The following is an 18271-nucleotide window of genomic DNA, read 5'->3' as shown; positions in this document are numbered from 1 at the left end:
GATTTTAGTTCACTTTCCGGAACTAAATTTTTTGCAAGATCAAGACATATAAACGGATAGAAATATCTATCTGTAAGAAGGAGTATGCATGAGCGTATCGGAAATCCGACCGATTGCCATTGAGGACGAACTCAAGCATTCATATTTAGATTACGCAATGAGTGTAATCGTATCTCGTGCATTGCCGGATGTGAGAGACGGTCTTAAACCTGTTCACCGTCGTGTGCTTTATGCCATGCACGAATTGGGCAATGACTATAACAAAGCCTACAAGAAATCTGCTCGTGTCGTTGGGGACGTAATCGGTAAATATCACCCGCATGGTGACTCAGCTGTTTACGAAACTATTGTTCGTATGGCTCAAGACTTTAGCTTACGTTATTTATTGGTTGATGGTCAGGGTAACTTCGGTTCGATCGATGGTGATAGTGCCGCAGCGATGCGTTATACCGAAGTCCGTATGACTAAGCTGGCACATGAGCTTCTTGCAGATTTAGAAAAAGACACAGTTGATTGGGAAGATAACTACGACGGTTCGGAACGTATTCCTCAGGTACTTCCGACACGCGTTCCAAACTTGTTAATTAACGGTGCTGCGGGTATTGCCGTAGGTATGGCAACCAACATGGCACCACACAACATGACAGAAGTTGTGAATGCTTGTTTGGCTTATGCTGACAATCCGAATATTTCGATTGAAGGATTGATGGAATACATTACCGGTCCTGACTTCCCTACAGGCGGTATTATTTACGGTAAATCAGGTATTGTTGATGCCTATCGTACCGGTAAAGGTCGTTTACACATCCGTGGTAAATACCATTTCGAAGAAGATGAAAAGACAGGTCGTACAACCATCGTCTTTACTGAAATTCCATACCAAGTAAACAAAGCAAGAGTAATTGAACGTATTGCTGAGTTGGTAAAAGAGAAAAAACTTGAAGGTATTTCAGAGCTTCGTGATGAGTCTGACAAAGACGGTATGCGTATTGCAATTGACTTAAAACGCGGTGAAAACGCAGAAGTCGTTGTAAATAACTTATTCTTAAATACCCAGCTTGAAAACTCATTCAGCATCAACATGGTTTGTCTAGACAACGGACAGCCAAAATTGATGAATCTGAAAGATATTATTGCGGCATTTATTCGTCACCGCCAAGAAGTTGTGACACGCCGTACCATGTTTGAATTACGTAAAGCACGTGAACGTGGTCATATCTTGGAAGGTTTGACAGTTGCTTTAGCAAATATTGATGAAATTATTGAAACCATCAAAACTTCTGCTAACCCTGCTGAAGCGCGTGAGCGTTTACTTGCTGGTGAGTGGGCAGGTGGTGGTGTTATTTCATTACTTGAAAAAGCAGGTGCTATTTCTGTTCGTCCGGATGAAATTGAAGGTGAAGATCCAAATCGTCCATTTGGTTTAAGCGATTCAATTTACCGTCTATCTCCGACACAAGTAGGCGCAATTTTAGAATTACGTTTACACCGTTTAACAGGTCTAGAACAAGACAAGTTACACGCAGAATATACTGAAATTTTGGGTCAAATTGCTGAACTTACAGCTATTCTAAATGACTTCAACTTGTTGATGGGTGTTATTCGTGAAGAGTTAGCACAGGTATTACAACAATATGGCGATGCACGTCGTACTGAAATTGTTGAATCTCGTGTTGATTTCTGCCGTGAAGATTTAATTCCAGAAGAACAAGTTGTATTAACTGTTTCGCAAACTGGTTATGCAAAAACTCAACCACTTTCAGACTATCAGGCACAGCGCCGTGGTGGACGTGGTAAGTCTGCAACCTCAATGAAAGATGATGACTTTATTCAACATCTGATTGTGGCATCGAACCACGCGACTGTACTTTGCTTTACCAACGTGGGTAAAGTGTACCGTCTGAAAGTATTTGAGGTTCCTCAAGCATCACGTGGGGCAAAAGGCCGTCCAATCGTGAACTTGTTACCTTTAGATGCAACAGAAACAGTCACTGCTATCTTGCCTTTAACAGAGTTCCCAGAAAACCACTATGTGTTTATGGCGACAGCTTCTGGTACGGTTAAGCGTGTTGAGTTAGAACAGTTTGCAAACATTCGTTCAAATGGTTTACGTGCTATTGAACTGAATGAAGAAGATACCTTGATTGGTGTTGCGATTACTGATGGTAATCAGCAAATCATGTTGTTCTCTAACGAAGGTAAAGCAATTCGTTTTGCTGAAACTGACGTACGTGCAATGGGTCGTACAGCGAAAGGTGTACGTGGTATGCGCGTGAGCTTTGCAAGCAGTACTTTAAGCGAAGAAGATGTAGAAGTTGAAAACGATGAATCAGATGATAATGATGATTCAGCAGATTCAAGTCTAGTAAGCCGCATTGTATCGCTTGTCGTTGTACCAGAGACTGGTGAAGTACTGTGTGCGAGTGCCAACGGTTACGGTAAACGTACTCCTGTAAATGACTTCCCAACCAAGAAACGTGGTGGTAAGGGCGTTATTGCAATTAAAACAAGTGAACGTAACGGTGAGCTAGTTGGTGCAGTTTCTATTGATGAAACTAAAGAGTTATTGTTGATTTCTGATGGTGGTACGCTTGTTCGTACGCGTGCAGCAGAAGTTGCAATGACAGGCCGTAATGCTCAAGGTGTTCGTCTCATCCGTTTAAGCGAAGAAGAAACTCTTGTTGGCGTAGTTTCAATTGAAGCTGTAGAAGATGAAGAAGAACTTCTTGAAGGCGAAGTAGATACGACTGAAACAGATAGCGAAGAAGTTGTATCTAATAATGAAGATACTTCTGAAGAGTAAAATGTTTTAAAATAAAAAAGGAAGCTTAGGCTTCCTTTTTTATTTCTGATTTATTTATTTTGCTGAATGGAAAATAAACACATCATAGTTTCTGTAATGCAAAGTTTTTACCGACGGATCTTTAGTTGCAAAATTATTAGGTTGGCTTACCACGATCAAATCTTGCTTTTGAACTAGAGCATCTTTGAGCTGCTGTTCGCTCCACAAATACTTTTTAAGTTGTGGCTCAAATAACAAGCCATCTTTAATTTCTAAAGAAGCGCTATCAGAGTGAACATTGTCCCATTCATTTACAATATAAACAGGCTGTTTAAGCTGTAAAAGGAAAGGCACATCATAAAAATAGTAATTGTAGAAAACTATTTTTGTAGATGGGGTGATGTACTCAGCAAAATCTGTTTGGCCCACATTGTTTTTAGTATCTAAAATACGAACAGCAAAAGGAACCGAACTACATAGAACAATTAAACTCATAAAAATATAGTTTAAATAGCTCACTTTCTGCTTTTTATATAAGCATACTAAAACCAGTGGAAGCACAATTAACAGTGTACCAATGGTGTAAATGAATATGGCTTGATGTTGAAAAAATGGTTGATTCGCACGGAGAAAATGTGGGGTGGCCACAATACCAATCCCAAGAATCATAATAAATACAGGAGTACCCCATACCTGTAATTTGGTTTTATAACTGCTTTCAAGAACTTTGTTAATCACAAGCGCCAAGAAAATAGTAAGGGGTGGTACAGCAGGTAAAATATAGCCCGCTAGTTTAGAAGGCGGAATAGAGAAGAAAACCGTAACAGAAATAAACCACCATACAAACAGGGCAAATACACCAGATTGCTTATAATCTTTAAAGACGGACTTAATAGACTCAAATCTACTCGCAAAAAACCAAGGTAAAGAACCGATAAACAAAATAAGCAGATAGAAGCACCAAGGTTGCTTGTTATTAAATTCTTTTGAACTAAATCGACTAAATTGTTGGTCAATAAAGAAATAATGTAAAAATTGAGGATATTTGCTTTGTACTGCGTACAACCATGGACTAACAATAAGTAAGAATAGCAAGATAGCCAATGGGTTAAGCAGAGAAGGTATTTTTTTCCATTGTTTTGTGTAGAGTAACCACGGTAACAGGATCATACCTGGAATGAGAACGCCAATAAGACCTTTACTTAGAAAAGCGGCTGCACCAGCGACATAACCTAAAAATAAAATAGATTTTCGTGCAGAAATGGTGAAATCAGCAAAGCATAAAACGCTTAATGTAATCCCCGATGCTACTAATAAGTCATGGTTAATATACTGGCTACTACCAAAGAAAAGCAGGTTGGTCGCTAAAATAATAACCGTAAGCTGTGCTACACCTTCCGAAATATGCTTTTTTACAAATAAGAATAGACCCACTAACATGAGGGTACCAGCTAACACAGGTACTAACCGTAACACCCAGACATGTACACCAAAAAGCTCCATAAACATAGAACTTAACCAGTGTAGGAGTGGAGGTTTATGCATGAATGGCAAACCATCGATTCGTGGAGTTAACCAATCTCCAGATTCGACCATAGCTCGGCTAATATCTCCATAGCGGCCTTCGTCAGGTACAGATAGAGGTCTTATCCAGGAAAGAAGAAGTAACCAACACGGTAAAAAAAATAATAAAAATTTGGAATTACGAAGCCATTGCTGCATACACAATCCTTAATGTTGAAATGCAAAAAAACGGTTAAGCAAAAAAGTCACGACAGAGGTCAGAACAATTGCAATACACACTAAGGTTGAAACAGGAATGTTAAAATAGAGGTTTGAGAGTAAAAGAAAACTTTCATTAAATAAAAAACCTAAACCTGCAACCAATGTGAATTTTGGTAGAGTCTGACGATGATCAAGATGCTGTGCTTTAAACGTAAAAATACGATGCCCGAAATAGCTCACCCAATAGGCGACTAAAAATGCAAGTAAATTGGCATATTGCAGTGCAACATGCTTCTGAAAAAGAAGCATGGCTACACTATAGTGAGTAAGTGCTGCTGCGGCCCCAGTAGTGGCAAAGCGCGTAAGCTGAAGAATATGAGCAAACATGTTAGAAACTTGAGAAAGTGTTTTCCGGCTTTGTGATAGATTTTTCTTGTTTAATACGAGAATGTTCAGATGCAACAATGTATTTTGGTCTGTTTTTTACTTCCGCGTAAATACGGCCAACATATTCACCAACAATACCAAGGAACAACAACTGTATACCACCAAGTAAAGTCATACCGGCTGCAAGTGTTGCCCAACCTGGAACAGAAATTCCTTCAATCAACGTTTTAATGATGATCCATACGCCGTAACCCATAGCACCTAAAGCTAGGATTGCACCTAAATAAATACAGATGCGTAAAGGTAAATCTGAAAACCCAGTTAAACCTGACATAGCCAAGTTAAATAGAGATTTTATGTTGAAGCTAGAACGGCCGTGCTGACGTTCTTGTTCAGAAAAATTAACGCCTATACTTTTGAATCCAACCCAAGCATAAAGACCCTTCATATAGCGGTTTTTTTCTGGCAATTGTTTAATTGCTTCAACAACTTTTGCATCTAGTAGACGGAAGTCGCCAGCGCTTTCTGGAATATCGATCGGAGAGCTTAAGTTTAATATACGATAGTAACCTTGGGTTAACACACGTTTAAGCCAAGATTCTGTAGTACGATTGCGAATACCATACACCATGTCATAACCATTTTTCCAAAGGTTAATCATGGTTGGAATTGCTTCAAATGGATGTTGAAAATCAGCATCAATCAGTAGGGTAACTTCACCTGTCACATGATCTAAACCAGCACTTAAAGCTGCTTCTTTACCAAAGTTGCGTGAAAGTTCAAGCACAACCAATGGGTAATCATCAATCATTGTTTGTAGAATAGGAATAGTGTCGTCTTTACTCCCATCATCTACCACAATAATTTCAAAGCTAAGATTTTGCTGTTTTAGACTATTTGCTAAAGCAGGAATAAAAGTTTTTAAATTTTCTGCTTCGTTATAGGCTGGAACAACGCAGGATAAAAATGGTTTTGTGTTCATTGCATTGCCCCTAGTCTAGTGAGCTGGATACCATATTGGTGACAATCAAGTTGAAACTGATCCGAACTGAAATATTCATATTCTTGTATTCGGGCATGTTGAATCGGATCTTGATCATTTGATTCTGCAAGCGCTGGATGGCACATAATCAGTAAATGGTCTTTTGCATTTGCAAGCCAATACTGGTTCAGTTCGCCATAGTCAGTTTGTTTAAAATCATAGATGCCGGCAAATTGGTCATTTTGATTAAAATGATATGTTTGACATGCTTTTGCTAAAGAATTAGAACCCAGTGCAGACAGTACACGAGTCTTAAAACGATAATGAGGTAAATCTATCGGGTGCTGTAAATTTCGAATCCAACCCGTAAATTTTTTCTCTTTTAACAATTGCAGCAAAATATCGCGTATGAATGGAAATTGATGAATATGCTGATGTCCATCAATAAAATCTGGGTGCTTTCCCATGACTGAAACGAATAAATCCCATTGTTCTTCAATACATTGGGTAATTGATTCACGATTTAGAGTTGAGGACCATGCACGTAAAATCAGCATGGGTAAGGAAAAAACAGTATTACCTGAAGCGAAAGCATGGGTAAGATTTAAATGCAAACCGATATCAACTTGATCGCTAAACGGTTTTAATTTGGCAGCAGCAGTTTCCCATAGTTCAGATTGGGTCATACATGAGGTTGCTTGAAGTGCACCTTGTTCAATTAAATGAATAATTGCATCAGATATTTCTGCATTCATTGCAAAGTCATCTGCGCAATAACACACTTTTGGCATATCCAAATTCCACCATAGGGCAGGATTGCAGAACTATTCTGCTTAGCTGCTGAAAAACTATACTAATTACTATGGAGAAAATTTCTTAATTTCAACTTAAAGTTTTCTTAAGGTTTCATGACAATTGATACAAATTAATACTTTGAATTTATTTATTTTTTTATAAATTTTTAGTCAATTATTTAAGAAATAAGCTTTAACTATAAGATTTTATAGTAAATAAAAATATAATTTATACACATTCATGTAGGCTTAAATTTACTTGGAATTTTTTAAACGTGAATAGGCAATAATTAAAAAAATGATTCCAATTGTTGCAAGAAAAATCAATTTAGGAATCACAACATTTAAAGGAACACCCATTTGATTAAGCTGTACAAACATTTGTACACCGTGTGTAGAAGGTAAGCACCAAGCAAACCATTGTAACCATTCAGGCATGGCATGGTGAGGCCATGCGGTACCAGTTAATAAAAAAAGCGGAACTGAACTAAATACAATGATATGTCCGGCACGTTCAGGCATGTCTAAAAGTGAGCCAATCAACATGCCTAATCCAATCACACAACTAATAAAAATTGGAACCGCGACGAGTAAACCAATAAAATTACCACCATGTGGATAGTCGTTGAACCACAAGGTAAAACCAAAAAGGTAAAAACTGCTTAAACAACCAATCGTAAAGAGGCTGGCAAAAATTCCAGCAAAGCGAATGGAGGTAATTTTTTCATGCTTTTCGCGGTAGCTTGCAATCAGCATGGCTAAGCCTAATACAATCGTTTGATGAATAATGAGTGTTGCAACTGCTGGAAAAATATAGCTTCCATAACCTGAAAGAGGGTTAAATAAAGGAACCTGATGAATAGAAAGCGCTGGTTGGAAATGTGTACGCTCTCCAAATTTTTCAACATATTCTTTTAATGTGGCCTCAATAGATGTAGCAAGACCTAACCCAATTTCTTTAGTTTTTAAAAAGTTGGTTGTACTTAAGTATAAGCCAATTCCACCAGTTTCCCCGCGGCGTAGACTCTGTGTTAAGTTGTTGGGTAAAAGCAAAATACCATCTGCTTTTTGCTCGCGAACCATTTGTTCGGCTTCGAGAAAATTAGCAGTGACATCAACAATTTTAACGTGCGGACTATTGCTTGTTTGTCCAATAATTTGAAAGCTTAAAAGACTCTGTTCTTCATCAACAATGACAATTGGAATTGATTCGGCACGTTCAGCTTTATAGGCAGTTGGATAAAAAAAGCTATAAAGAATGACTGATAAAATCAGTGTCGTGAAAACCGAACTGTTACTAACAATATCTTTAAATGTTTGTCCGTAAGCCTTTAAGAATTCTTTCATTGTGCTGTCCCCCGAACTAATTTGTTAAGCAGCAGGGAACTCAAAATGAAATAAATAAGACAGTAGCCAATGAGTATTAAAAAGGGCGTCATTGAAATAAAAAGTGGACTTCCAATCACCCATTGTTCGGTTTGGAGCTTTGCATAAGGTGTATATGGAATTATTAAAGACCAAAATTTAGTGAAAATCGGTGCATTATTTAAAGGCAGAGTAACCCCTGCAAAACTTAGAGAAGACCCGCCATATACCGCAATAAAACCAAAAGTTTTACTTAAATTTTTGGTCGCCAGAATGACGGTGCTACTAATGAGTGCATAAGCAAAATAAAGCAAGAACTGGGCAACTAATAAGAAACTGAGCGAACCTGCGACAAACCAACCTCGAATCTCAACGAGCCAAAACATCCATAGCCAAGTCCAGAGACAAAAAATAAAGCTATAAAGTAAATTTTTAGCCAGTAAACCACGAATAAAATTTTCACGGTTAACCCACTGGGTTAATGTGCCGCGTTTAAGCTCTTGTCCAATAGCAAAAGCCACACAACAACAGAGTAATAGATGCAAAACAGCAGGAACCATGAAAGGCTCTAAATAAAATTCATAGCTCATGCTTGGGTTATAAAGCGTTGAAATTTTGACGTGCGCTGTAGGAATATCTAAATAGGGGATATTATTTGCTAAATAACTCTGGCCTGCGTAGTCTGCTAAAGCATTGAGTGTACTGACTAACATGGCAGATGAAATTGTATTCCCTACGCTAAAAAAAGATTGGTTAAAAGCAATGCTTATTTGAGCATCTTGAGCTTTTACAAAACGTTTTTCGGCACCATCCGGAATAAAAACATAACCCCAAATTTTGGTTTCATTGAGTAGTTTTTCAGCTTCGGTCGAGCTTGCCGTAATTGTTTTAACATCTACCGTATGATTTAACGAAAGATACTTTTCAATATTGCGGCTCAGCTCACTTTGGTCCTGATCAATAATTGCGATAGGTAAATGTTCAGCCTTACCTGCATAAAACATGCTGCTAAACAAAAAAATGATAAAAGCAGGGATGAGTGTCACCATGCACAAATCCCATTTATTGCTTCTTAGATAGTTTAGTTCACGTAATATACTAGCAAACATGCTTTATTTTTCTTCTTTAATTTTAAATAGAACACTCATGCCAACTTTTAAATCTTTGACAGGACGCTCAGGCACCAGATGCAATTTAAAGCTGCGAATATCATAACCGCCAGTCTGACGAGTGGTTTTAATCGTGGCAAATTCACCTTCTGCATCAATATTTTTTATTTTAAACATCACGGTTTGATTCAGCGCAGGAATGAATCCTTCTAGCGTTTTATTTTTATAAACAGAAGCGTATTGATTTTCACCGACATTTAAACTCACCCATAAATCATCATCTTCTAAAATGCTGACAACAGGTACACCCATCGCAACCAGTTCGGAAGGCTTACCATAAGTTTTGGAAACTGTACCAGAAATAGGAGCGAGTAAACGGGTTTCTGCTTCAAGTGCTTGGGCTTCACTGACTGCTGCTTTTGCAATATCAACTTGAGCATCTGCTGTAGATTTTTGTTGGCTGGTACTTCCGCGCTTTGCTCGTGCATATTGTTGATAAGATGCTTCACTTAACTCTTGAGCAGAAGTTTGTGCTGCTAACATCTCATCTCGTCTTTGACGTGAAATGACACCTTGTCTATATAAGTTTTCACCACGTTGATAAGTGGTTTTTGCAAGGTTTGCTTGAGCTTTCGTACTTTGCCAATTGGCATAAAGAGTATCGATATTTTCTTGTTGGGAGCCTCGGTCTACAGTCGATTGAAATGCTAAAGCCGATTGTAAGGTTGCTAAAGCTTGTTGCTTTTTAGCTTCAATTTCTGGGCTAACTAAACGAACAAGAGGTTGTCCTTTAGAAACTTTTTGGCCCTCTTGGACATAAATTTCTTCAATACGACTTGGAACTTTAGTACTGACGTGAATAGTTTCAGCCTCAACTCTGCCTTGTAATTCAATAGGCTTGGGTTGATAGCTTTTCCATAAACCGAAAATAATCAAACCCAACAAAGCAATAATGACCACACCAATAACTAGTTTAATTTTCGAATTTTTAGGTGGTTGTGTATCACTTTTATTCGACTTTACTTCTTGAGTACTGTCAGTTTGATTACTCGGTTGATCTTGACCTGTTTGCTCTGTATCCGTAACAGGTGAATCTTGCTGAGAAGAAGATGATTCTTGATTCATTTTATGCCCCTATTAACGGATATAGTCAGTGTGTGGTTGAGTCACATAAGCTTTAAACTGGTCCATAGAACCATGGCTTTGCAATAAGGTTGCAAGTGACATGACATATTTATATGCATTTAAAGCCATTTCTGTTTTTAGAGCACTTAATGCATTTTGTGCATCAATGACTTGGGTGGCTGTTCCCATACCTTCACGGAAAGAAAGTTCTTGAATACGTAAGTTTTCTTGAGCTGCACTGATATTTCTTTGCAATAGCGTGTGACTTTGCTGTGCGGAATTGAGCTCGTTATATGACTTATTTAATAATCCTTCAATTTCTTGTTTCGTTCGTTCAGTCATGAGTTCTGAAGCATAGCGTTTTAACTCGGCAGCATGAATATTTTTATTTTTATCTACACCCGAAAACAGGTTGTACTTTGCCATCACACCTACAATCCAGTTTTCCTTTTCATCGAGTGAATATTCACCAAAAGCAAATAGGCTTGGTTTCTTTGCTGCTTGTTGAGCTTGAATATTTGTATTAGCTAATTGAGTATCTAACTGCATTTTTTGCACAAGGCTCGATTTTTGAGCGTAACTACTTAGCAGTGCTTCTAAAGATTGGCTACGAACTGTATTTACAAACAGAGGCGTACTTAAATCAGGATTGCTTTGCTGATGCAGAAGATTGTTTAAACTAAATTGACTGGCATTCAGGTTTGCTTGTGCGTTTTGTAAAGCTCGCTCTGCATTGTTACGAGCAACTTCAAATTGCATGCGTTGACCTTTACTAATAAAACCTTGCTGTTCGAGTTTTAGTGCATTGCTGTAATGTTTTTGCATTGCATTAAAGTTAAATAAACTACTCGCGACCAGTTGTTGCTGTAATTGCACATTAAAATAACTTTGTACCACTTCAAACCGCTGGATATCTTGTTGTTGTTGGCTTGAAAGCTGAGAGCGCTGGGCCTGAATGTTGGCTATCTTTTTGGCACTAGTGGTTAAGCCCCCTGTGTAGAGCGGCATGACAACCGAAATAGACGGGCGTACGACCTGATCTTCTACAGTTAAATTGGCGTAGTCAGGAAAACGATTTATACCATCATGGATGATTTGGTTTGAACCTTCCTGAACTTGTCCCAAAACATCGGATGGAATGACATTGTTCCACTGTGAAAGCTTATCATTGAGCCCTTGGCTTAAATCATTCTCAAGCTTTTGTTTAAAAGCACCCAGTGGCACATCGGTTTCACTGTGAAATGCGTATGCTCTAACGTTTAAATCAACTCTGGGTAACCCTAACCCTTTAACTGCTTCAGCTTCTAATTGAGAGGCTTGTTGTAAGGCTTGGTTGGCTTGAGTGCTATATGAGCTTTTTAAAGCTTGTTGTTCTGCTTCAGCATAACTTAAGCTTTGTGCATAAATAGGCGTTGTAATAAATACTCCCAATACCAACGCAAGGTAATTGGGTTTAAAGAAAAAAGGGCGTATTGACTGTCGATACTGATGTGTTGGCATTTTATATAACAATTTTTGATCATCCCTTATAGTTTAAATTTCTTGTTATTAAATTCAATTATCATATTGTTTATTATACAATTGTATAAAAGCACAAAATGATTTTGAGTTTATTTTGCGTGATGGAAAATCATACAGCAAGTTTTTATATATTCAGCACAGTATGGGAAACTCTATTCACAAGTCAAGTTGAACTTTATTTAGTAAAACTTATAAAAAAATAAGTGAAAGCAAACAAATAAATAAAATAGTTATTGAAAAAATAAACCTAAATACGCCCTAGCATTGAAATATTTACTAGAGAAGCTGCTGCAAGCTTAAGCAATCTGTGGTTAAATGCCTTTTTTTATTGTGTTTCACTTTACAAGGGAAAAATCATGCGCGCGTACAATTTCTGTGCTGGTCCTGCTGCATTACCTACTGCCGTTTTAGAAAAAGCTCAACAAGAATTGTTGGATTGGCAAGGTAAAGGTCTATCCATCATGGAAATGAGTCACCGTAGTGCTGACTATGTTGCGGTAGCCGAAAAAGCTGAAGCAGACTTGCGTAAGCTTATGAATATTCCTGAAAACTATAAAGTGCTGTTTTTACAAGGTGGCGCGTCATTACAATTTTCAGCAATTCCTTTAAATCTGCTTGGTAAAAATAACAAAGCAGATTATATCCATACAGGAATTTGGTCTGAAAAAGCGTTAAAAGAAGCAAAACGCTATGGCGACATTAATGCTGTAGAAGCAGGCATTAAAGTAGATGGTAAGTTCGCAATTTCTGATCAAAGCGAATGGAACTTATCTGATGATGCTGCTTATGTTCATTATGCAGATAATGAAACAATTGGCGGATTACAGTTTGCAGGTATTCCTGATGTTAAAGCACCACTTGTTTGTGACTATTCATCAAGTATTTTATCTGCTCCATTAGATGTGACCAAGTTTGGTTTAATCTATGCAGGCGCACAAAAAAATATTGGTCCTGCTGGTTTAACAATCGTTATTGTTCGTGATGACTTACTTGATCAAGCTAAGCCAGAAATTCCAAGCATTTTAAAATATGGTGACCAAGCGAAAAATGGTTCTATGGTGAATACGCCATCGACTTATGCTTGGTACTTGTCTGGTTTAGTATTTGAATGGTTACTAGAGCAGGGTGGGGTAGACGCTATTCATAAAGTTAACCTTGAAAAAGCTCAGTTACTTTATGGTTATATCGATTCAAGCGATTTTTATAATAATCCGATTGCTATTCCAAACCGTTCAATTATGAATGTACCATTCACTTTGGCAGATGAAGCTTTAGAAAAGCAATTCTTGAAAGAAGCTGAAGAAAATCATTTATTGAACTTGGCAGGTCACCGCTCAGTTGGTGGTATGCGTGCAAGTATTTATAACGCAGTTCCATTAGAAGGCGTTCAAGCGCTTATTCGCTTTATGGATGATTTTGCTAAACGTAATGGTTAATTAAATCAAATAATAAAGCCCTCGAAAGAGGGCTTTATTTATTGTGCAATTTATTTATTAAAAAGGGACAAAACCAAATTGATGGATCATCATTGCGGCTAAGAACATACCTAAAACAAAAAAGCAAAACGCACCAGTATCGACCCTTATACGTGGGTTACTAGTTTGAATGAGGCTGGTGGTTTGTTCAGGTATAATCTTCATTCAATAGCCTAATTTTTAAAATATTAGTGAAATTCAATTAGTTTCACTATTTTTAGCATAAATATTCGCCTGAATCCAGATATTACCGCGAATATATTCACCAATATTAAAGTTTTTGTACAAATCATTTTGGGTCGCAATGCGCACTAATATGGCAGGAAGATCATCTTCTAAAACTAAAGTGACATCATAAAGAGTATATTCTGCTCCCATAAATGACATTGAAGTTTTACCTACAATATTACCTTGGAACCAAGCCTCATCTTCCTGACCAAGATTTTCCCCATATAAATATGCAACCATTTTCGAAAAATCAACCGTTACAGGTTCTTGATCTTCCTCAGTTTTTGGCTGCCATTCATTAATGAGTTCTTGTAGGTTTTCAGGTGCAACTCCATTATGTTCAGTTAAAATTGCATTTAGTGCACGGTGATGCTTAATTGATGCCGGATCATCTACAACAATGGTTTCACCAGCAGGGACTGATTCTAATTCATAAGCCCATGCATTAAATTGAACTTGGTAAGTTTGGGTTTTGTCATATTGACAACGATTAACACTAAATAAATTATCAAATGCATAAACAGTCGTATTTTTATTTAATCTTAAACTTAATACTGCCTGAGTTGCTGAGTCACAAGTAATGATGCGCTCAATTTGCGCATTATATTGATAAGGACTTTCAAAACTAGGGAATGCTGTTTTTAAAGCACGAGGTTTTTGATTTTCAACCGCAATAATTTGGTTAATAGTGACATTTTGTCCTTGAGGACCTTGAATCAGCCAAAAAGATTGATCCATTTCATCTTCATTTTGGCATAAACCCATTGGCATTACAGGAGCATCAAGCGCCAGTCCAAGCCATTTTGGTACATCTGTCTCTGGATGGGAGGTCAATAGATTCCAATGCTCTCCATGACTACCAAAATTTTGGTCGTTTACCGTAATAACTTCTGGACTGTTTTGATTTTTCATAAGTACGATTGATGTTGGGTTTATCTCACTTGTTATATTAAATCGAGGGTAATTGCTATTTTTCAAGTCAACATATGTAAATTCTCTTGTAAAAGCACATATTTACTTATTAAAAAGCCTTTTAATGGGGAAAATCACTCATTTTTAAGAGCGAATATGACTGACTGTTAAGGTATTGTTAAAATTAAATTTAGAAAACAAGTTTTATATTTAGCGCTATTCTCTAGTGAAATGCATCTGTTAGACTTAGATTTTTAGTGGAAATAGAGAATAACGTGCTGCCATTTAAGCTGTGGGTAGACGCAGATGCATTACCTAAAATTTTGCGTGAAGTCATTTTACGAGCTTCAGATCGTTATCAGTTAGAAGTGATTTTTGTAGCCAATCAAAATGTCGGAATTACCCCATCGGTACGTATTAAATCAATACAGGTTTTAAGTGGAGCCGATCAAGCCGATCAGGAAATTGTAGACCGTATGTCTGAAAATGACATTGTCATTACACAAGATATTCCGCTTGCTGCTCAAGTTATTGAAAAGGGCGGTATTGCGATTCATCCACGTGGAGAAATTTATACCACTGCGAACGTAAAAGCACGTTTGCACTTACGTGATTTTATGGACACGCTGCGCGGCGCTGGTGTACAGACAGGTGGCCCACCTCCAATTTCAGAACGTGATAAGCGTGAGTTCTCGAGTTCACTCGACCAAACGATTTTAAAGCAAAAACGTAAAACTGCTTAGTGAGCCTCTTATGCCATCCCAAACCAACTTGGCTTCAACGTATGTGTTGCTTGTATTTATTTGGGCAACGACGCCTTTAGCCATTGTATGGAGCGTGTCTGACTTACATGTTATGTGGGCTTTGCTGTTACGTTTTTATATAGCATTACCTCTTTCGGTTATCGTGTTATTGGTCTTAAAAACAGCTTTTCCGATTCATAAACAAGCTATCCATAGTTATTTTGCAGGTTCTTTTAGTTTAATTGGCTCTCAAATTTTTACTTATGCTGCAACTCAATATTTAAGTTCAGGCATGATCGCCCTCATGTTTGGTCTAGCACCTATTATGGCTGGTTTAATTGGTCGTTTCGGGTTTGGTCAGAATCTTTATAAATTGCAATGGCTCGGTATGGCGATTGCTGTTTGTGGCCTAGCAATCATTTGCTTAAATGGATCTGGTCAGCACGTGCATCCATTTGGCATTGTTTTAATGTTGATTAGTGTTTTTGTTTATTCATTTTCTATTTTTTGGGTAAAAAAAGTGAATGCCCAAGTTCAGCCCATGGCTCAGGCAACTGGTTCAATTTTGGTTTCATCACTTTTGGCGAGCTGTCTTATCCCATTTATTTGGCAATATGCACCGAGCCACTTACCGCAAGCTAAATCTTTATTTGCTTTAATTTATACAGTTCTGATGGCTTCACTCGTTGCCATGTTCTGTTATTTCAAGCTTGTACAAAATATCAAAGCAACTACTTTATCACTTACAACTGTGATTACGCCTATGTTAGCTATGGTGATTGGTGCTGTTTTAAACCATGAGCACCTTTCAATAATGGTTTTTGTAGGGGCATTTATTATCTTGTTTGGTCTATTCCTTTATTTTTATAAAGACATTCAGGCAAACCGTAATTTTGCTCAACATATTAAATCTAAATAGGAGAAGATAAGGGTAATTTGTTGAGCTTATTCATTAAATTGTTCTAATTCGTAGCTAAATGCATGATCAAATTGATCTCATATCTTAAGTAGTAGAAAATAGCGCAGCAATATAATATTAGGATTGTTAAGGATAGGTCAGAACTTACTGATTTTTAAACCTTAATACAGCATCTAACGATATGGCCAAATAAGAAGTGTAGATCACACTTCTCTATTTTCCATCAATCACCTTGGATTTAGAAGGTATGTTTAAACCAATCTCACTGTATATAGGGTTGAGATATACTCGCGCACGACGCAGTAATCATTTTATTTCTTTTATTGCATTGGTTTCGATGGTCGGTTTGACACTTGGTGTCGCTGTACTGATTACGGTACTTTCTGTAATGAACGGTTTTGACCGCGAATTGAAAAATCGTGTTTTGGGAATGGTACCGCAAGCGACAGTCTCATCGACGCAAATTCTTACGGATTGGCCTGAGCTGGTTAAACGAGTTGAAAATCATCCCCATGTGACTGGAGTTGCACCTTTTACCCAATTGCAAGGTATGTTAACTGCTCAAGGGCAAGTGGCTGGTATTATGGTAACGGGTATTGACCCTAAATATGAAAAGAATGTCTCTATCATTCAAAATCATATTGTTGCCGGTAGCCTCGACTCACTTAAAAAGGGTGAATTTGGTATCGTGCTTGGTAAAGACATGGCCGATTCACTTGGTTTACGTCTAAATGACAGCGTGACATTGGTATTACCTGAAGCAACTCCATCTCCAGCAGGTGTTGTACCTCGTTTTAAGCGCTTTAAACTGGTTGGTATTTTCAGCGTAGGTGCTGAAGTGGACTCAATGGTTGGGTACATTGCTTTATATGATGCATCGACTTTATTGCGTTTACCTGATGGTGCTCAAGGCGTCCGTTTGAAAATGGATGATATCTTTGCTGCTCCTCAAGTTGCCGATGATATTGTGAAAAGCTTACCAAGCAATTTCTACGCAACGAACTGGACCTATACACACGGTAATTTGTTTAATGCCATTCAAATGGAAAAAACATTAGTTGGTTTATTACTCGTACTGATTATTGTGGTTGCTGCATTTAACATTGTCTCGTCTTTGGTCATGGTTGTAACCGACAAAAAATCCGACATTGCAATTTTGCGTACCTTAGGCGCGTCACCATCCATGATTACTAAAATCTTTATGGTACAAGGTACTGTGATTGGTGTGATTGGTACAGTTGCGGGTACGGTTTTAGGTGTAGTTTTGGCACTTACGATCAGCGATATTATTTCTTGGTTTAATAATGTGCTCGGACTTAATTTGTTCGATGCCTATTTTGTACATTACTTACCTTCTTACTTAAGATGGCAAGACGTCACAATTATCGTAATTGTTTCTTTACTCTTAAGTTTCTTGGCAACTATTTATCCGGCGCTTCGTGCAGCCAAAGTTCAACCTGCCGAGGCATTGCGTTATGAGTAAAGTCGTTTTAGAAGCAAAAGATATTTATAAGCATTTTGATGATGGTAAATCTAAGGTTGAAGTCATTAAAGGTCTTTCTTTACAGGTTGAAGCAGGGCAGTTTGTATCTATTGTAGGGGCGAGTGGTTCAGGTAAAAGTACTTTGCTACATGTACTTGGTGGCTTAGATCAGCCTACACAAGGACAAGTATTTTTAAATGGTCAACGCTTTGATAACTTAGGTGAAGCGGAACGTGGTTTTCAACGTAACCAGTATTTAGGTTTCGTTTATCAGTTTCACCACTTGTTGCCAGAGTTCAGTGCGCTTGAAAATGTAGCGATGCCTTTAATGCTTCGATCAGACAGCCAATATAAGCCGGTCAAGGCACAAGCTGAATATTTGCTAGATCGCGTTGGGCTATCTCATCGTATGGACCATAAACCAGGTGAGCTTTCAGGTGGTGAACGTCAACGTGTTGCTCTTGCTCGAGCATTGGTGACTAAGCCTGCGGTCGTTCTAGCTGATGAACCAACGGGTAATTTGGACCGTAAAACAGCTGTGGGTATTTTCGAGTTACTTACTGATCTTAAGAAAGAACTAAACATGGCAATGCTGATTGTGACTCATGATGAGCAATTAGCTCAAGCAGCAGACTCTATCTTGCATATGGAAGATGGTTTGTGGGTGAATGGTTCTTAAAAAATTGTCATTAAATCACATTGTTAAAGCCCACTCAGTTGG

At 37.9% G+C, this 18271-nt stretch carries 16 protein-coding genes and 1 pseudogene; 6 read left to right on the top strand and 11 right to left on the bottom strand.

The genetic code is table 11. The features are described from left to right. Positions 1–88: 88 nt before the first annotated feature. Positions 89–2803, top strand: a complete 2715-nt coding sequence (gyrA, locus tag ACG59Z_RS03715) for a DNA gyrase subunit A (protein ID WP_396519078.1) — start codon at positions 89–91, stop codon at positions 2801–2803. A gap of 54 nt (positions 2804–2857) precedes the next feature. On the opposite strand, the gene ACG59Z_RS03710 is transcribed toward gyrA, so the two are convergent. From ACG59Z_RS03710 to ACG59Z_RS03675, 8 genes are all read right to left on the bottom strand, one after another. Then, positions 2858–4504 carry an ArnT family glycosyltransferase gene (locus tag ACG59Z_RS03710; RefSeq protein WP_400197969.1) on the bottom strand — a complete coding sequence of 549 codons (1647 nt, stop codon included), beginning with the start codon at positions 4502–4504 and terminating at the stop codon, positions 2858–2860. Positions 4505–4513: 9 nt separating this feature from the next. Next, complete coding sequence (locus tag ACG59Z_RS03705; RefSeq protein WP_311069456.1) at positions 4514–4894, bottom strand: GtrA family protein; 381 nt, start codon at positions 4892–4894, stop codon at positions 4514–4516. Between the two features lies 1 nt (position 4895). Then, positions 4896–5876, bottom strand: coding sequence for a glycosyltransferase family 2 protein (locus tag ACG59Z_RS03700; protein ID WP_400197968.1), 981 nt, complete (start codon positions 5874–5876; stop codon positions 4896–4898). After that, the gene (locus tag ACG59Z_RS03695; RefSeq protein WP_400197967.1) at positions 5873–6667 is read right to left on the bottom strand and encodes a ChbG/HpnK family deacetylase; all 795 of its coding nucleotides are present in this window, start codon (positions 6665–6667) and stop codon (positions 5873–5875) included. The genes ACG59Z_RS03700 and ACG59Z_RS03695 overlap by 4 nt, the downstream gene beginning before the upstream one ends. Before the next feature lie 258 nt (positions 6668–6925). Next, a complete protein-coding gene (locus ACG59Z_RS03690) occupies positions 6926–8017 on the bottom strand; it encodes an ABC transporter permease (RefSeq protein ID WP_400197966.1) in 1092 nt (363 codons plus the stop codon). After that, on the bottom strand, positions 8014–9144 hold the full coding sequence (locus ACG59Z_RS03685) for an ABC transporter permease (protein ID WP_400197965.1): 1131 nt from the start codon (positions 9142–9144) through the stop codon (positions 8014–8016). Before ACG59Z_RS03685 ends, ACG59Z_RS03690 begins: the two co-directional genes overlap by 4 nt. A gap of 3 nt (positions 9145–9147) precedes the next feature. Next, the gene (locus tag ACG59Z_RS03680) at positions 9148–10269 is read right to left on the bottom strand and encodes an efflux RND transporter periplasmic adaptor subunit (RefSeq protein WP_263614398.1); all 1122 of its coding nucleotides are present in this window, start codon (positions 10267–10269) and stop codon (positions 9148–9150) included. Positions 10270–10281: 12 nt separating this feature from the next. Further along, entirely contained in the window at positions 10282–11769 is a 1488-nt protein-coding gene (locus ACG59Z_RS03675; protein WP_400197964.1) for a TolC family protein, read from the bottom strand. 377 nt (positions 11770–12146) lie between these two features. Here ACG59Z_RS03675 and serC point away from each other — a divergent pair, with 377 nt between their 5' ends. Further along, the gene (gene serC, locus ACG59Z_RS03670) at positions 12147–13226 is read left to right on the top strand and encodes a 3-phosphoserine/phosphohydroxythreonine transaminase (protein WP_019457297.1); all 1080 of its coding nucleotides are present in this window, start codon (positions 12147–12149) and stop codon (positions 13224–13226) included. 57 nt (positions 13227–13283) lie between these two features. Here the strand turns inward: serC and ACG59Z_RS03665 are convergent, their stop codons facing one another. Both ACG59Z_RS03665 and ACG59Z_RS03660 read right to left on the bottom strand, forming a co-directional pair. Beyond that, positions 13284–13430: a hypothetical protein gene (locus ACG59Z_RS03665; protein WP_019457296.1), complete on the bottom strand. Its 147-nt coding sequence runs from the start codon at positions 13428–13430 to the stop codon at positions 13284–13286. 33 nt (positions 13431–13463) lie between these two features. Further along, positions 13464–14405, bottom strand: a complete 942-nt coding sequence (locus tag ACG59Z_RS03660) for a hypothetical protein (RefSeq protein WP_400197963.1) — start codon at positions 14403–14405, stop codon at positions 13464–13466. A 257-nt stretch (positions 14406–14662) separates the two neighbouring features. On the opposite strand from ACG59Z_RS03660, the gene ACG59Z_RS03655 reads away from it, so the two are divergent. After that, positions 14663–15148 carry a YaiI/YqxD family protein gene (locus ACG59Z_RS03655; RefSeq protein ID WP_077163168.1) on the top strand — a complete coding sequence of 162 codons (486 nt, stop codon included), beginning with the start codon at positions 14663–14665 and terminating at the stop codon, positions 15146–15148. 10 nt (positions 15149–15158) lie between these two features. Beyond that, on the top strand, positions 15159–16067 hold the full coding sequence (locus tag ACG59Z_RS03650; protein ID WP_400197962.1) for a DMT family transporter: 909 nt from the start codon (positions 15159–15161) through the stop codon (positions 16065–16067). A 29-nt stretch (positions 16068–16096) separates the two neighbouring features. Here the strand turns inward: ACG59Z_RS03650 and ACG59Z_RS03645 are convergent. Further along, positions 16097–16177, bottom strand: a pseudogene (locus ACG59Z_RS03645) (PilZ domain-containing protein); the annotation flags it as partial. A gap of 137 nt (positions 16178–16314) precedes the next feature. Here ACG59Z_RS03645 and ACG59Z_RS03640 point away from each other — a divergent pair. Further along, the gene (locus ACG59Z_RS03640) at positions 16315–17550 is read left to right on the top strand and encodes a lipoprotein-releasing ABC transporter permease subunit (protein WP_263614392.1); all 1236 of its coding nucleotides are present in this window, start codon (positions 16315–16317) and stop codon (positions 17548–17550) included. After that, positions 17543–18229, top strand: a complete 687-nt coding sequence (gene lolD / locus ACG59Z_RS03635) for a lipoprotein-releasing ABC transporter ATP-binding protein LolD (RefSeq protein ID WP_400197961.1) — start codon at positions 17543–17545, stop codon at positions 18227–18229. Before ACG59Z_RS03640 ends, lolD begins: the two co-directional genes overlap by 8 nt. Positions 18230–18271: the final 42 nt, after the last annotated feature.

This window comes from Acinetobacter sp. ABJ_C1_1, assembly GCF_044684115.1.
GTDB classification, from domain to species: Bacteria; Pseudomonadota; Gammaproteobacteria; order Pseudomonadales; family Moraxellaceae; genus Acinetobacter; species Acinetobacter nosocomialis_A.
Note: the sequence above shows the minus strand (reverse complement) of the source record. Positions and strands in the feature narration are given on the sequence as shown.

Excerpts from the sequence above, each read along its gene's own strand:
- gyrA (WP_396519078.1), top strand. The coding sequence starts at position 89 with ATGAGCGTATCGGAAATCCGACCGATTGCCATTGAGGACGAACTCAAG.
- ACG59Z_RS03710 (WP_400197969.1), bottom strand. The coding sequence starts at position 4,504 with ATGCAGCAATGGCTTCGTAATTCCAAATTTTTATTATTTTTTTTACCG.
- ACG59Z_RS03705 (WP_311069456.1), bottom strand. The coding sequence starts at position 4,894 with ATGTTTGCTCATATTCTTCAGCTTACGCGCTTTGCCACTACTGGGGCC.
- ACG59Z_RS03700 (WP_400197968.1), bottom strand. The coding sequence starts at position 5,876 with ATGAACACAAAACCATTTTTATCCTGCGTTGTTCCAGCCTATAACGAA.
- ACG59Z_RS03695 (WP_400197967.1), bottom strand. The coding sequence starts at position 6,667 with ATGCCAAAAGTGTGTTATTGCGCAGATGACTTTGCAATGAATGCAGAA.
- ACG59Z_RS03690 (WP_400197966.1), bottom strand. The coding sequence starts at position 8,017 with ATGAAAGAATTCTTAAAGGCTTACGGACAAACATTTAAAGATATTGTT.
- ACG59Z_RS03685 (WP_400197965.1), bottom strand. The coding sequence starts at position 9,144 with ATGTTTGCTAGTATATTACGTGAACTAAACTATCTAAGAAGCAATAAA.
- ACG59Z_RS03680 (WP_263614398.1), bottom strand. The coding sequence starts at position 10,269 with ATGAATCAAGAATCATCTTCTTCTCAGCAAGATTCACCTGTTACGGAT.
- ACG59Z_RS03675 (WP_400197964.1), bottom strand. The coding sequence starts at position 11,769 with ATGCCAACACATCAGTATCGACAGTCAATACGCCCTTTTTTCTTTAAA.
- serC (WP_019457297.1), top strand. The coding sequence starts at position 12,147 with ATGCGCGCGTACAATTTCTGTGCTGGTCCTGCTGCATTACCTACTGCC.
- ACG59Z_RS03665 (WP_019457296.1), bottom strand. The coding sequence starts at position 13,430 with ATGAAGATTATACCTGAACAAACCACCAGCCTCATTCAAACTAGTAAC.
- ACG59Z_RS03660 (WP_400197963.1), bottom strand. The coding sequence starts at position 14,405 with ATGAAAAATCAAAACAGTCCAGAAGTTATTACGGTAAACGACCAAAAT.
- ACG59Z_RS03650 (WP_400197962.1), top strand. The coding sequence starts at position 15,159 with ATGCCATCCCAAACCAACTTGGCTTCAACGTATGTGTTGCTTGTATTT.
- ACG59Z_RS03640 (WP_263614392.1), top strand. The coding sequence starts at position 16,315 with ATGTTTAAACCAATCTCACTGTATATAGGGTTGAGATATACTCGCGCA.
- lolD (WP_400197961.1), top strand. The coding sequence starts at position 17,543 with ATGAGTAAAGTCGTTTTAGAAGCAAAAGATATTTATAAGCATTTTGAT.